Origin of the sequence: Mycolicibacter virginiensis (assembly GCF_022374935.2) — a bacterium.
GTDB lineage: Bacteria > Actinomycetota > Actinomycetes > Mycobacteriales > Mycobacteriaceae > Mycobacterium > Mycobacterium virginiense.
In genome coordinates this window covers 727,522-741,022 of the sequence record NZ_CP092430.2, presented here as the reverse complement: position 1 = coordinate 741,022, position 13,501 = coordinate 727,522, and the positions used below count along the sequence as shown (strand labels likewise).

At 69.9% G+C, this 13,501-nt stretch carries 10 protein-coding genes; 7 read left to right on the top strand and 3 right to left on the bottom strand.

Annotated features, from left to right (window positions below):
• Window positions 1–20: 20 nt before the first annotated feature.
• Both MJO54_RS03625 and dsbE read right to left on the bottom strand, forming a co-directional pair.
• On the bottom strand, window positions 21–848 hold the full coding sequence (locus tag MJO54_RS03625) for a cytochrome c biogenesis CcdA family protein (protein ID WP_240175672.1): 828 nt from the start codon (window positions 846–848) through the stop codon (window positions 21–23).
• Window positions 849–1,334 carry a disulfide bond-forming protein DsbE gene (gene dsbE, locus MJO54_RS03620; RefSeq protein ID WP_240175671.1) on the bottom strand — a complete coding sequence of 162 codons (486 nt, stop codon included), beginning with the start codon at window positions 1,332–1,334 and terminating at the stop codon, window positions 849–851. It abuts the gene before it with no gap.
• 71 nt (window positions 1,335–1,405) lie between these two features.
• Between dsbE and recC the strand changes: the two genes are divergently transcribed.
• The 7 genes from recC to MJO54_RS03585 all read left to right on the top strand — a co-directional run bounded on the left by recC (window position 1,406) and on the right by MJO54_RS03585 (window position 11,868).
• Window positions 1,406–4,705: an exodeoxyribonuclease V subunit gamma gene (recC, locus tag MJO54_RS03615; protein WP_240175670.1), complete on the top strand. Its 3,300-nt coding sequence runs from the start codon at window positions 1,406–1,408 to the stop codon at window positions 4,703–4,705.
• The gene (recB, locus tag MJO54_RS03610) at window positions 4,705–7,998 is read left to right on the top strand and encodes an exodeoxyribonuclease V subunit beta (RefSeq protein WP_240175669.1); all 3,294 of its coding nucleotides are present in this window, start codon (window positions 4,705–4,707) and stop codon (window positions 7,996–7,998) included. Before recC ends, recB begins: the two co-directional genes overlap by 1 nt.
• A complete protein-coding gene (recD, locus tag MJO54_RS03605; RefSeq protein WP_240175668.1) occupies window positions 7,995–9,734 on the top strand; it encodes an exodeoxyribonuclease V subunit alpha in 1,740 nt (579 codons plus the stop codon). The genes recB and recD overlap by 4 nt, the downstream gene beginning before the upstream one ends.
• 40 nt (window positions 9,735–9,774) lie before the next feature.
• Entirely contained in the window at window positions 9,775–10,047 is a 273-nt protein-coding gene (locus MJO54_RS03600; RefSeq protein ID WP_220695604.1) for a type II toxin-antitoxin system Phd/YefM family antitoxin, read from the top strand.
• Window positions 10,047–10,445 (top strand): type II toxin-antitoxin system VapC family toxin, encoded by a 399-nt coding sequence (locus MJO54_RS03595; RefSeq protein ID WP_240175667.1) that lies wholly within the window; start codon window positions 10,047–10,049, stop codon window positions 10,443–10,445. The genes MJO54_RS03600 and MJO54_RS03595 overlap by 1 nt, the downstream gene beginning before the upstream one ends.
• Before the next feature lie 40 nt (window positions 10,446–10,485).
• Window positions 10,486–10,794, top strand: a complete 309-nt coding sequence (locus MJO54_RS03590) for a hypothetical protein (RefSeq protein ID WP_240175666.1) — start codon at window positions 10,486–10,488, stop codon at window positions 10,792–10,794.
• Between the two features lie 195 nt (window positions 10,795–10,989).
• Window positions 10,990–11,868 (top strand): NYN domain-containing protein, encoded by an 879-nt coding sequence (locus MJO54_RS03585; RefSeq protein ID WP_109413485.1) that lies wholly within the window; start codon window positions 10,990–10,992, stop codon window positions 11,866–11,868.
• Window positions 11,869–11,876: 8 nt separating this feature from the next.
• Here MJO54_RS03585 and MJO54_RS03580 read toward each other — a convergent pair whose 3' ends face one another.
• Window positions 11,877–13,469 (bottom strand): peptide chain release factor 3, encoded by a 1,593-nt coding sequence (locus MJO54_RS03580; RefSeq protein WP_240175665.1) that lies wholly within the window; start codon window positions 13,467–13,469, stop codon window positions 11,877–11,879.
• Between the last annotated feature and the right edge of the window lie 32 nt (window positions 13,470–13,501).

Sequence of the window (13,501 nt, the reverse complement as noted above, 5' to 3'; positions counted from 1 at the left end):
GGCGACCGGCGGGCGGGGTGTCAACGACCGGGGCGGCGGGCCCGCAGCAAGGCGCCCACCAGGAGGATCGCCAACACCGCCAGCCACGGCCAGGCCCCGTACTGACGCACCCACCCCGCGAGCGTGCCTTGTAACCGGCCCGCGGCGGCCAGCACCGGATCGTCGGCGCTGGCGTCGCTCTCGAACAGGCGAACTTCGTAGAAGCCGTAGTAGCCGACATAGAGTCCGACGGCCACCAACAGCGCGCCGCTGATCCGGCTGGCGTAGCGCGTGATTCGGCGCATCCGGTCGATCAGCGCGGAGCGAGCCAGCGCCACGGCGAGTGCCAATACCCCGACCAGTAGTCCGAACCCGGCCGCATAGGCCAGATAAGCGATCACGGCGTCGCGGCCACCGTGCAGGGCCGCCCCGGTGACCGCCAGAAACGGGCCGATCGTGCAGCCCAGCGACGCGCAGGCATAGGCCACCCCGTAGCCGAGCATCGATCCGATCCGAGCGGTGGGGGCCCATCGTCCGCCGAACGAGGCGACCGCGAGCCGGCGGCCGGCCAGCAGCCAAACCCCAAGCGCCACCAGCACGAGGCCGATCACCACCGTGGCGTAGGGCAGATAACGTTCCACCCGCGTGGCCACGGTGACGGTGAGCAGCCCAAAGGCGCCAAACACCGCCAGAAAGCCCAGGGTCATCGCCGCGGTGGCCGCCAACGCCCGACCCACCGCCGCCCGTCCGCCGGCCCGCTCACCGCGCACCACCAATGCCAGGTAGGCGGGCAACAGCGCGAACCCACACGGATTCAGGGCCGCTACCAAGCCTGCGGCGAAGGCCAGCGCCGGCAGGTTCTGGTTCACCTACGTCAGCGCCGCGACGCGGTCCGACAACTCCTGTTGCGACATCGCCGACGTCGGGTTGTTCACGAAGGTCGAGGCGCCATCGGAGCGCTCGAAGACGTACGCGGGCTGCCACGGCACCCCGAAACGCTTCCAGATCGAGCCGTCGGCGTCGTTGAGATTGGTGAAGTTCAGGTGGTACTTGGCCGCGAAGTCCTGCATCGACGCCACATCCGAGCGCCCCGCCACCCCGATGAAGGTCACCCGGGGGTTGGCGGCCGCGACCTGGCTCACCGACGGTGCCTCGGCGTTGCAGAACGGGCAACTCGGTCTCCAGAACCACAGCACCGCGGGTTTGCCCTGCAGGCTGGCACCGTTGAAAGCGGTCCCGTCAATGGTGGTGGCGGTGAACTGCAGGCGGTCGTCGGCGGCGGTGGCGGCCGGTGGGGCGACCAGCCCGACGATCAGTGCGGCGACAGCGGCGATTACCAGCGTGTAGATCCTCATGTAAGGCACCACGAACCCGACCGGCCGATGGTTCAGCCCAAGCGTCGGGGTCGCGGTTTATGGTGGCCGCGATGGGACTGCACCTGCACCGCGCCGAGCGCACCGACGTCCTCGCCGACGGCCTGGGTGCGCTGTTGGCGACGCCGCCGGCCGACCCGTTCGCCCAGGAGCTGGTGCTGGTGCCGGCGCGCGGGGTGGAGCGCTGGCTGTCCCAGCGGCTGTCGCATGTGTTGGGCGCCGGGCCCGGGGGCGACGGGGTGTGCGCGGGCGTGGAGTTTCGCAGCCCGGTTTCGCTGATCGCCGAGATCACCGGCGCTGCCGACGACGATCCGTGGTCCCCGGATGCCATGACCTGGCCGCTGTTGGCGGTGATCGACGCGAACCTGGACGAGCCCTGGTGTGCCACGCTGGCAAAGCATTTGGGCCACGCCGACCCCAGTCCGGAGGGTGAGCTGCGCCGCGGCCGGCGCTATGCGGTGGCGCGCCGGCTGGCCGGACTGTTCGCCGCTTACGCCCGTCAGCGACCGCAGTTGCTCGTCGACTGGAGCGCCGGTCAGGCCACCGACGGTGCCGGTGCAGCGTTGCCCGACGACTTGGGTTGGCAGCCGCCGCTGTGGCGCGCGCTGGCGGCTGCCGTCGGGATCGATCCTCCGCACGTTCGGCACCGCGATACGGTCGCGCGGCTGCGCCAGGGGCCGACCGAGACGCTGCCGGCCCGGCTGTCACTGTTCGGACACACCCGGTTGGCGTGCACCGACATCGAGTTGCTGGACGCCCTGGCCACCCACCACGACCTGCACCTGTGGCTGCCGCACCCCTCCGATGCGCTGTGGCAGGCGCTCGGTGACGTACACGGCGCCCTGCCGCGCTCCGAGGACGACACCCGGCGCAGCGCACACCACCCGCTGCTGGAAACCCTGGGTCGTGATCTGCGGGAGCTGCAGCGCAGTCTGCCGGCGACTCCCGCCAGCGATGAATACCTCAGTGCCGCAACGCACCCGGAGACGCTGTTGGGTTGGCTGCAATCCGATCTGGGCGCCAACGCGCTGCGCCCCGAGGGCCGCAGCCGCGCCGCATCCGACCGCTCGGTGCAGGTGCACAGCTGCCACAGCCCGGCCCGCCAAGTCGACGTGCTGCGCGAAGTGCTGCTCGGGCTGCTGCATGACGATCCGACGCTGGAGCCCCGCGACATCGTGGTGATGTGCCCCGACATCGAAACCTACGCACCGTTGATTGTCGCCGACTTCGGGCTGGGCGAGCTGGCCGGGGACACCCACCCGGCGCACCGGTTGCGGGTTCAGCTCGCCGACCGGGCGCTGACCCAGACCAACCCGCTGCTGGCGGTGGCCGCCGAACTGCTGGAGATCGCCGGCAGCCGCGCCACCGCCACCGCCGTGCTCAACCTCGCCCACACCGACCCGGTACGGGCGCGGTTCGGCTTCACCGACAACGATCTGGCCCAGATCACCACCTGGGTGCGTACCGCCAACATCCGATGGGGTTTCGATCCGCACACCCGCGAGCGGTACGGCCTGTCCCACATCGTGCACAACACTTGGCGATTCGGGCTGGACCGCATCCTGACCGGGGTGGCGATGTCCGACGATTCGCAGGCCTGGCTGGACACCGCGCTGCCGCTCGACGACGTCGGCAGCAGTCAGGTGGAGCTGGCCGGGAAACTGGCCGAGTTCGTCGCACGGTTGCAGTCGGCGGTCGACAAGCTGGACGGAACGCGCCCGCTGGCGGAGTGGGTCACCGCGCTGCGCGACGGGGTCGCCGAGCTGGCCGACGCCGGCAGTGAGGCCTGGCAGAGCGCGCATCTGCAGCGCGAGTTGACGCAAGTGCTCTCCGACGCCGCGGCCCGCAGCGACACCGTGCTGCGGCTGCCCGATGTCCGCGTGCTGATGGCCGGGCATCTGGCCGGGCGCCCGACCCGGGCCAACTTCCGCACCGGAACGCTCACGGTGTGCACCATGGTGCCGATGCGGTCGGTGCCGCACCGGGTGGTGTGCCTGCTGGGCGTGGACGACGGCGTGTTCCCCCGACTGAATCTTCCCGACGGCGACGACGTGCTGGCGCGGCGCCCGATGACCGGCGAACGTGACATCCGTTCCGAGGACCGGCAATTGCTGCTCGACGCGATCACCGCGGCCACCGAGAAGCTGGTGATCACCTACACCGGCGCCGACGAACACACCGGCCACCTCCGCCCGCCCGCAGTGCCGCTAGCCGAGTTGATCGACGCCCTGGATCAGACCACGCCCGAACCGGTGCGCGAGCACCTCATCGTGGAACATCCCCTGCAGCCGTTCGACGTCAAGAACGTCGAGCCCGGCCGGCTGATCCCCGACGTGCCGTTCACCTTCGACCCGACCGTCCCGCTGGCCGCCAGAACCGCCGCCGGAACCCGCCGTGACGCAGCGCAGTTCATCACCGACCCGCTGCCCGCACCGCCGCCGGGCGACGTTGCGCTCGTCGACCTGCTGAAGTTCTTCAAGGATCCGGTCAAGGGGTTTTTCAGTGCGCTGAACTACACGCTGCCGTGGGAGGTCGACGAGGTCGAAGACGGTATGCCCGTCGAGATCGACGCGCTTGGCGAATGGGCGGTCGGCAATCGGATGTTGCACGACATGCTGCTGGGGGTCGACTCGGCCAAGGCCATCGAGGCCGAGTGGCGGCGCGGCAGTCTGCCGCCCGGTCAGCTGGGCTGGCGCACCGCCAAACAGATTCGGGACCGGGTGGTGCAATTGGCGGCCGCGGCGCTCGAGCATCGTGTCGGTGCGCCCGCGACCTACGACATCGATCTGGATCTCGGCGGTGGGCGCCGGCTGACCGGAACCGTCACCCCGGTGTTCGATACGACTACCGTGTCGGTCAACTACTCCAAGCTGCGGGACACCCACTTGTTGCAGGCCTGGATCCCGCTGGTGGCACTGGCCGCCCAGCGTCCCGGCGTGGAATGGACCGCCCGCTGCATCGGCCGGGCCCGCGACGGTGAACGCGCCCTGCAGCGGCTGCTCGGGCCGCCACCCAATCCGATGGAGACATTGCGGGAGCTGGTGTGGCTCTACGACATCGGGCGCTGCGAACCGCTGCCGCTGCCGATCAAGACTTCGTTCGCGTGGGCCGAGAAGCGCCACGCCGGCCGCGACCCGGTCTGGTACGCGAGCAGCAAATGGGCCACGCAGCGCTACCCCGGCGAGGACGCCGAGCCCGCGAGCGTCCGGGTCTGGGGGCCACGCGCGCCGTTCGCCGTGTTGCAGGGCCCGCCTCGTCCGGGTGAGGAGATCGACGGCGAAGACACCCGACTGGGCGCGCTGGCGGCCCGGCTGTGGCTGCCGCTGCTACGCGCGGAACGGCCGGTGCGCTGATGGAACGCTTCGACCTGCTGGGCCCACTGCCCGCCCGCGCCACCACCACCGTCCTGGAGGCCAGCGCCGGCACTGGTAAGACGTTCACCTTGGCCGGTCTGGTGACCCGTTATCTGGCCGAGGGGCACGCCACGCTGGACGAGATGCTGCTGATCACGTTCAGCCGGGCGGCCACCCGGGAGCTGCGGGACCGGGTGCGTCGCCAGCTGGTGGAGACGTTGGCCGCCCTCGACGGCACCAGCACGCAGCAGCCCAATGATCTTGTCGCGCATCTGTGCAGCGGCAGCGCGGAGGATCGCGAGGTGCGCCGCCGGCGGCTGCGTGACGCGCTGGCCGGCTTCGACGCCGCGACCATCGCCACCACCCACCAGTTCTGTCATCTGGTGCTGAAATCACTCGGCATCGCCGGTGACACCAGCGCGGGCGTCGAGTTGGTGGAAAGCCTTGACGACCTGGTGATCCAGGTCGTGGATGACCTGTACCTCGCGAACTTCGGGACGCAGCGCGACGAGGTGGCGCTCAGTTACGCCGACGCGCTGAAACTCGCGCGGGTGGTGGTCTCCGACCCGTATGCCCAACTGCGCCCGCAGGATCCCGAACCGGGTTCGGTGGCGCAGGTGCGGCTGCGATTCATCGACGCGGTGTGCACGGAGTTGGAGTTGCGCAAGCGCCGGCTCGGCGTATTGGGGTACGACGACCTGCTGCGCCGGCTGGCCGCCGCACTGGAGCCGGCGGATTCGCCGGCGCGGGAACGGATGCGGCAGCGCTGGCCGATCGTGATGGTCGATGAGTTCCAGGACACCGACCCGATCCAGTGGCAGGTGATCGAACGCGGCTTCGTCGGGCATTCGGCGGTGGTGCTGATCGGCGACCCCAAGCAGGCGATCTACGGGTTCCGCGGCGGCGACATCTACACCTACCTGCAGGCGGCGCGCACCGCCGGGCAGCAGCGCACCCTGGCGGTGAACTGGCGCAGCGACTCAGCCCTGGTCGGTGCGCTGCAGACGGTGATGGGCGGTGCGGCGCTGGGTGACCCGCAGATCGTGGTGCACGATGTCCAGGCCGCGGTTGGCGGGTCTCGGCTGGTCGGTGCGCCCAGCACCGCCCCGTTCCGGCTGCGGGTGGTCGGCCGCGCGGCGTTCGGCGTCAGCTCAGACCGCGTTGTCCCGATGCCCAAGCTGCGCCGCCACATTCCCGATGATCTGGCCGCCGACGTCGCCGCCTTGTGGGCCAGCGGCGCGACCTTCGACGGCAGGCCGATCACCCCCGGTGACGTGGCGGTGATCGTCGAGAACAGCAAGGACGCCGCCGCCTGTCAGGAGGCCTTGCTGCGGGCCGGGATTCCCGCGGTGTTCACCGGCGATGCGGATGTGTTCTCCTCGGCTGCGGCCGCCGACTGGTTGTGTCTGCTGGAGGCGTTCGAGGCGACCCACCGCGGCGGGTTGGTGCGGGCCGCCGCGGCGACGGTGTTCTTCGGCTATACCGCCGCCACGCTGGCCGACGGCGGTGACGCGTTGACCGACAAGGTGGCGTCGACGTTGCGGGACTGGGCGGATGAGCTGCGGCTGCACGGGCCGGCGGCGGTGTTCGAGGCGGCGCAGTTGGCCGGCCTGAAGCGCCGGCTGCTCGGCGAGTACGGCGGCGAACGCACCATGACCGATCTGGCGCATGTGGCTCAGCTGCTGCATGAGGCCGCGCACCGCGACCGGCTGGGCCTGCCGGCGTTACGGGATTGGTTACGCCGGCAGTGCACCGAAGGAAACGGCGGCGGGCAGCACAATCGTCGGCTGGACTCCGACGCCGCTGCCGTGCAGATCCTGACGGTGTGGGGCGCCAAGGGTTTGCAGTTCCCGATCGTGTACCTGCCGTTCGCGTTCAACCGGCACATGTTCGACGAGGCCATCCCGCTCTATCACGACGGCGGTGTCCGCTGCCGGCACGTCGGCGGCCCGGACAGCTTCGACCACACCGATGTGCAACGGCTGAGCCTGGCCGAGGCTGCCCGCAACGACATTCGGCTCGCCTATGTGGCATTGACCCGCGCGCAGTCGCAGGTGGTGGCGTGGTGGGCGGCGTCGTACGACGAGCCCAACGGCGGCCTGTCCCGGCTGCTGCGGGGCCGGTGCCGCGGCGAGGCACCGGTGCCGGATCGCTGCGAGCCCAAACCCACCGATGACGAAGCACTGTCCTGTTTCCGGGAGTGGGAGGCCGCCGGCGGCCTGGTCATCGAGGACTCGGTGATCGCCCCGTTGGCACCGGTCGTTCCGGCGCAGCCTCCGGATGGCTTGGAAGCGCGGCATTTCCACCGCCACATCGACACCGGGTGGCGTCGCACGTCGTATTCGGGGCTGATCCGGCATGCCAGTGAGGTCACCGAGGGCGGGGCGTCTGGGGTGCACAGTGAACCCGAGTTGAGCGCCCGCGACGACGAGGCCGACGACGTGCCCGTAGCGGTGGCGCCGCCGCCGGTCGGGGCGGATCTGATCTCGCCGATGGCCGAGCTGCCCGCCGGGGCGGCGTTCGGCTCGCTGGTGCACGCCGTGCTGGAGACCGCCGATCCGTTCGCCGCCGACTTGGCCGCCGAGCTGGAAGCCCACGTGCGTCAGCACGCCGCCTGGTGGTCGGTGGACGCCGAGCCGGCCGCGCTGGCGGCGGCGCTGGTGCCCATGCACGACACTCCGCTGGGGCCGCTGGCCGACGGGCTGACACTGCGCGAGATCGGCACCCGGGACCGGTTGCGGGAGCTGGATTTTGAGATTCCCCTGGCCGGTGGAGATGTTCGCGGCGTAGCGCTGGACGTGCGGCTGGCGGAGGTGGGATTGCTGTTGCGCGAGCACCTGCCCGCCGACGACCCGTTCGCCCCGTATGCCGACCGGCTGGCCACCGAGGCCCTGGGCGGCCAGCCGCTGCGCGGATATCTGTCCGGGTCGATCGATGTGGTGCTGCGGGTGCCCGAGCAGCGCTTCCTGGTGGTCGACTACAAGACCAACCGGCTCGGCGACACCGCCGCCGACTACGGCTTCGACCGGCTCACCGCCGCCATGCTGCATTCGGACTACCCGCTACAGGCGCTGCTGTATACGGCGGTGCTGCACCGCTTCCTGCGGTGGCGGCTGCCCGGCTACGACCCCGGGCAGCACTTGGGCGGGGTGTTGTATCTGTTCGTGCGCGGAATGTGCGGACCGGACACCCCGGCGCTCGGCGGGCACCGTGCCGGGGTGTTCGACTGGCGGCCACCGACGGCACTGGTGGTGGCGTTGTCGGATCTGTTGCACGCGAGGCGGGCGGCATGAGCGAGTTGTTGGAGTGGCGGGTGGCCTCCGGCGGCACTGGGCTGTTGCGGGACTTCAATCAGGCCGGTGTGCTGGATGCCGCCGATGTGCACGCGGCCCAACGCATCACGGCACTGGGCGGCGAGCCCGACGAGACGGTGGGCTTGGCGCTGGCGCTGACCGTGCGCGCCCTGCGGCACGGGTCGGTGTGCCTGGATCTGTCGACGGTGGCCGCCGACACCGACGCCGCGGAGGTGGCCTGGCCGGAGCCGGAGCCATGGCTGGCGGCGGTGCGGGACAGTCGGCTGGTGCAGGCGCAGGTGCTGCGGCTTTATGACGGCCGGCTGCTCTACCTCGATCGGTATTGGCGCGAGGAGGAGCAGGTCTGCACGGACCTGCTGGCGTTGTCGGCGCCCGGGACGGCGCCGGCGGAGCTGCCCGCCTTTGAGCGACTTTTTCCGTCCGGCAAGTTCGATGAGCAGCGTGCGGCCGCCGAAATCGCACTGTCGCAGTCGGTTACGGTGCTCACCGGTGGGCCGGGCACCGGCAAGACGACTACGGTGGCGCGGCTGTTGGCGCTGTTGGCCGAGCATGCCGAACGGTCGGGCACGCCCGGGCTGCGGATCGCGTTGGCCGCCCCGACCGGTAAAGCGGCGGCCCGGCTGACCGAGGCCGTCGCCGCGGAGGTGGCCGAGCTGGCGCCGGTGGATCAGGCGCGGCTCGCCGGGCTGGGCGCGACCACGTTGCACACCCTGCTGGGTTCGCGGCCGGACAGCTCGGTGCGGTTCCGCCACGATCGGGCCAATCGGCTGCCGCACGATGTGATCGTCGTCGACGAGACATCGATGGTGTCGCTGACGCTGATGGCCCGGCTGCTGGAGGCGATGCGCCCGGATGCCCGGCTGATTCTGGTGGGCGACGCCGACCAGCTGGCGTCGGTGGAAGCCGGTGCGGTGCTGGCCGATCTGGTGGACGGGCTGGCGGCGCGGCCCGACACCCGGGTGGCGACGCTGCGCACGTCGCACCGGTTCGGCGAGTCGATCGGTGCGCTGGCGGTGGCGATCCGCGACGGCGACGCCGATAAGGCGGTCGCGCTGCTGGCCGCCGGGGGCGAACACGTGGAGTGGATCGACACCGACAGCGCTGTGGACGTGGCCGAGCGACTGGCGGCGCTGGTGGTGCCGCACGCGCTGGCGGTGCGCCAGGCCGCGCTGCTCGGTGATGCCGCGGCGGCCTCGGCGACGTTGGACGAGCATCGGTTGTTGTGTGCGCACCGAGCGGGCCTGCACGGAGTGCAGCACTGGAACCAGCAGATCCGCCGGTGGGTGGCCGAGCAGACCGGTGACCCGATGTGGACCGAGTGGTACGCCGGCCGACCACTACTGGTGACCGCCAACGACTACGGGCTCGGGTTGCGCAACGGCGACACCGGAGCGGTGGTGGTCCGCAACGAGGGGCTGCGCGCGGTGATCGCGACGGCATCCGGGCCGCTGGAGTTCGCGACCAGCCGGCTCGCCGACGTCGAGACCATGTACGCGATGACGATCCATAAGAGCCAGGGCAGCCAGGCCGGCGAAGTGACCGTGTTGATGCCGCCCGTCGAGTCACGGCTGTTGACCCGGGAGTTGTTCTACACCGCGGTGACCCGGGCCAAGTCGAAAGTGCGCGTGGTGGGCTCGGAGGCCTCGGTGCGGGCCGCGCTGGGCCGCCGGGTGGTGCGGGCGTCCGGGCTGGCGCTGCGGCTGCGGGAGGCGTGAGTCCTGGCCGTGTACTACAAATTCGTAGTACCCTATGAGCATGTCTGAAGTGCCGGTACGCGAGCTGAACCAGAACACCGCCGGTGTACTGGCGCGGGTCAAGCGCGGCGAGCATCTGGAGATCACCGAGCGGGGAACGGTAGTCGCCCGCCTTGTCCCCGCCCAGGACAGTCCACTGGCCGAGATGATCAAGGCGGGGCAACTTCACCCGGCGACCGTCAGCGGGCCGGTGCCTCGCCCAACGGGTCCGGTTCGTACCGATCACGAGGCAGGGGATTTGCTCCGCGAGATGCGGGATGACGAGCGCTACTAGTGCTGTATCTGGACACGTCGGCTCTGGTGAAGCTCATCCGGCGTGAACCGGAGAGTGATGCGCTGGTCGACTGGCTTGCCGCACAGCAGCCAACGCCATGGGTGTCCTCAACGCTGATCGAGGCCGAACTGCCTCGCGCTATCCGACGGGCGGAGCCGTCGTTGCTGGTCGATGTCCCGGCAACGCTGGCACGGGTCTCCCGCTACGAAGTGAACGAGGTGGTTCGGGCCGCCGCTGCGGCTTTACCCGACCCGACGCTGCGATCCCTGGACGCCATCCATCTGGCGACCAGCCACGCGGTGTTCGGCGCCAGGCTGACGGCGTTCGTCGCCTACGACGGACGCCTGCTCGCGGCCGCCGAAGCCATCGGCCTGCCGACCGTTTCCCCGGGTCGCTAGTCGCCCCGATCTGTCACACCCCAGGCTTACCGTCGCGACCATGGGGAATCGCAAACAGTCGGGCAGCAACGGAACGGGCTTCGCCATTCTCGTGTTCATCGCGTTGCTGTGGTGGCTGCGCTGGCTCATTCTGGCCGGCGCCGTGATCACCTTGCTGGTGATCGTCACGCGCCGGCTGATGCGCAGTTACACCGCGTACCGCGCCGCCGAATGGACCCGGCTCAGCGAAATCCGCCAGCGCGCCGACGTTCAGAACGCCCAGGTGTTGCGCGGCGACCCGCGCGGGTTCTTCGGGCAGTACCCGCTGCCGGACCCGGAGCTGATTCCGCGCTGGTACCGGGCCGGTTAGGCACGTCGCCGACGGCGGGCCGCCGGGCCGGACCATGTGGACATTTGCCCGCCTCTGCGCGACAACGTCACCCCAACCCGGCGCGTAATTGCACCCACCCCGCGACGCACTCGCGGTTGTCGCTCAAAGGTGGGCACCTCCCCCATCCCCGCCAAGCCGTTATGGATGGGGCCGGTGGTGCGTCACACTGAGACCATGACGGAATCCGGAGACACCCGCGTCGCGGTCTACCTCGACTTCGACAACATCGTGATCTCGCGCTACGACCAGGTCAACGGGCGCAGTTCGTTTCAGAAGGACAAGTCCAAGGGCCTGTCCAAGCATCCCGAACGCCTCGCCCGGGCGACCGTCGACGTCGGGGCGATCATCGACTTCGCCTCGTCGTTCGGGACGCTGGTGCTCACCCGCGCCTACGCCGACTGGTCGGCGGAGGTCAACACCGGCTACCGTGCGCAGCTGGTGGGGCGAGCGGTCGATCTGGTGCAGTTGTTCCCGGCCGCGGCCTACGGCAAGAACGGCGCCGACATCCGGTTGGCGGTCGATGCGGTCGAGGACATGTTCCGGTTACCGGATCTGACGCATGTGGTGATCGTGGCCGGCGACTCCGACTACATCCCGCTGGCCCAGCGCTGTAAACGGTTGGGCCGCTATGTCGTCGGCATCGGCGTGGCCGGCTCGACCAGCCGCGCCCTGGCCGCGGCCTGCGACGACTTCGTCAGCTACGACGCGCTGCCCGGCGTGCCGGTGTTCGAGCCCGCGCCGGTCACCGCCGAGGCAGACGCCGAACCCAAGCGCCGCACCCGCCAAGCCAAAGAGGAGCCCGAGGAGCCGCAACCGGATCCGCAGGACACCGCCACCGGGCTGCTCATCCGCGCCCTGAAGATCGGCCTGGAGAAAGACGACGTCGAGTGGCTGCACAACTCGTCGGTCAAGGCCCAGATGAAGCGCATGGACCCGTCGTTCAGCGAGAAGGCCCTGGGCTACAAGTCTTTCAGTGATTTCCTGCGGTCCTACTCGGACCTGGTGGAGCTCGACGAGAGTTCGACGACACGCATGGTGCGGCTGCGCACCTAGCGGTCGAACTAGCCCTCGGCGGCCACCAGGGACCGCAGCTGCACATCGGGGTTGTCGCGCTGGAAACCCTGCAGCCGCCACGCGTTGGAGAACAGCACCAGGTGCACGCCGTCGGTGCGGGTCAAGACTTCCGCCAGCGACTGCTTGTTCACGAAGTCGACGTCGGCGGCGTCCACGATCCGCGCGACCTGATACGGCAGCGGCTCCAGCGTGATCGGCGCGCCCATTTCGCTGGCCATGCGGTGTGCGGCCACCTCGAACTGCATCGGGCCGACCGCGGCAAGCACCGGCGCCTGCTCACCACGGCGATCGGAGACCAGCACCTGCACCACGCCCTCTTGGTCCAACTGCTCGATGCCGCGGCGGAACTGCTTGTGCTTGCTGGGATCGACGTTGCGCGCCACCGAGAAGTGCTCGGGCGAGAAGCTCGGGATCGGCGGGTACTGCACGGGCACATCGCAATACAGCGTGTCGCCGGGACGCAGCGCGGCGGCGTTGGCCAACCCGATCACATCGCCGGGCCAGGCGGTGTCCAAGGTGGAGCGCTGCTGGCCGAACACCGACTGGGCGTACTTGGTGACAAAGGGCTTGCCGCTCGCGGCGTGGGTGAGCACGTCGCCACGTTCGAAGGTTCCCGAGTACACCCGCGCGAAAGCGATGCGATCGCGGTGCGCGGAGTCCATTCCGGCTTGCACCTTGAACACGAAGGCACTGAACGGTGCGTCGGTGGCGCGCCGGCCGCCGTCGACGTCGAGCGCCCCGCTGGGCGCCGGCGCCAACTCGGTGAGCACGTCGAGCAGCTGATTCACGCCGAAGTTCAAGGCCGCCGAGGTGAACAGCACCGGTGTCGCCGTGCAGCCCAGGAACGCCTCGCGGTCGAAGTCGGCTCCGTCGGCGCTCAGCAGCTCGCACTCTTCGACCGCGGTATCCCAGTCATCGCCGGCCGCGGCATGCGCGTCGGCCGCGGCGATGTGCTCCTCGGGTGCCGCGGTGGCGCCGCCGGCGGTGCGGGTGAACCGGATGAAGTTCCCGGACCGGCGATCGAGCACCCCGTCGAATTCTCCGGCGATGCCAACCGGCCAGGTCAGCGGGGTGGGGCGCAGCCCGATGCGGGCGTGGATCTCGTCCATCAATTCCAGGGCGTGCCGGCCGGGCCGGTCCCACTTGTTGATCACCGTGATGATCGGGATCCGACGATGGCGACACACCTGGAACAGCTTGAGGGTCTGCGGCTCAAGGCCTTTCGCGGCATCGATGAGCATGACCGCGGAGTCGACGGCGGTCAGCACCCGGTAGGTGTCTTCGGAGAAGTCGGCGTGGCCGGGAGTGTCGAGCAGGTTGATGACGCAGTCCTGCCCCTTGGGGGTGCGGTACGGGAACTGCAGGGCCGTCGAGGTGATGGAGATGCCTCGGGCTTTCTCCATCTCCATCCAGTCCGACACCGTGGCACGACGGCCGGATTTGCCGTGCACCGCGCCGGCCTCGGTGATGGCCTTGGCATGCAGCACCAGGGCCTCGGTCAAGGTCGATTTGCCGGCATCGGGGTGGCTGATCACGGCGAAGGTTCTGCGGCGGCCCGCTTCAGCGGAGATCTCGGTCATTGCGCCCGCGATTGTATTTGCGACCTGGAGCG

What these genes read in the sequence shown, in the direction of transcription:
- dsbE (WP_240175671.1), bottom strand. Translation starts at nt 1,334, where the DNA reads ATGAGGATCTACACGCTGGTAATCGCCGCTGTCGCCGCACTGATCGTC.
- recC (WP_240175670.1), top strand. Translation starts at nt 1,406, where the DNA reads ATGGGACTGCACCTGCACCGCGCCGAGCGCACCGACGTCCTCGCCGAC.
- recB (WP_240175669.1), top strand. Translation starts at nt 4,705, where the DNA reads ATGGAACGCTTCGACCTGCTGGGCCCACTGCCCGCCCGCGCCACCACC.
- recD (WP_240175668.1), top strand. Translation starts at nt 7,995, where the DNA reads ATGAGCGAGTTGTTGGAGTGGCGGGTGGCCTCCGGCGGCACTGGGCTG.
- MJO54_RS03600 (WP_220695604.1), top strand. Translation starts at nt 9,775, where the DNA reads ATGTCTGAAGTGCCGGTACGCGAGCTGAACCAGAACACCGCCGGTGTA.
- MJO54_RS03590 (WP_240175666.1), top strand. Translation starts at nt 10,486, where the DNA reads ATGGGGAATCGCAAACAGTCGGGCAGCAACGGAACGGGCTTCGCCATT.
- MJO54_RS03585 (WP_109413485.1), top strand. Translation starts at nt 10,990, where the DNA reads ATGACGGAATCCGGAGACACCCGCGTCGCGGTCTACCTCGACTTCGAC.
- MJO54_RS03580 (WP_240175665.1), bottom strand. Translation starts at nt 13,469, where the DNA reads ATGACCGAGATCTCCGCTGAAGCGGGCCGCCGCAGAACCTTCGCCGTG.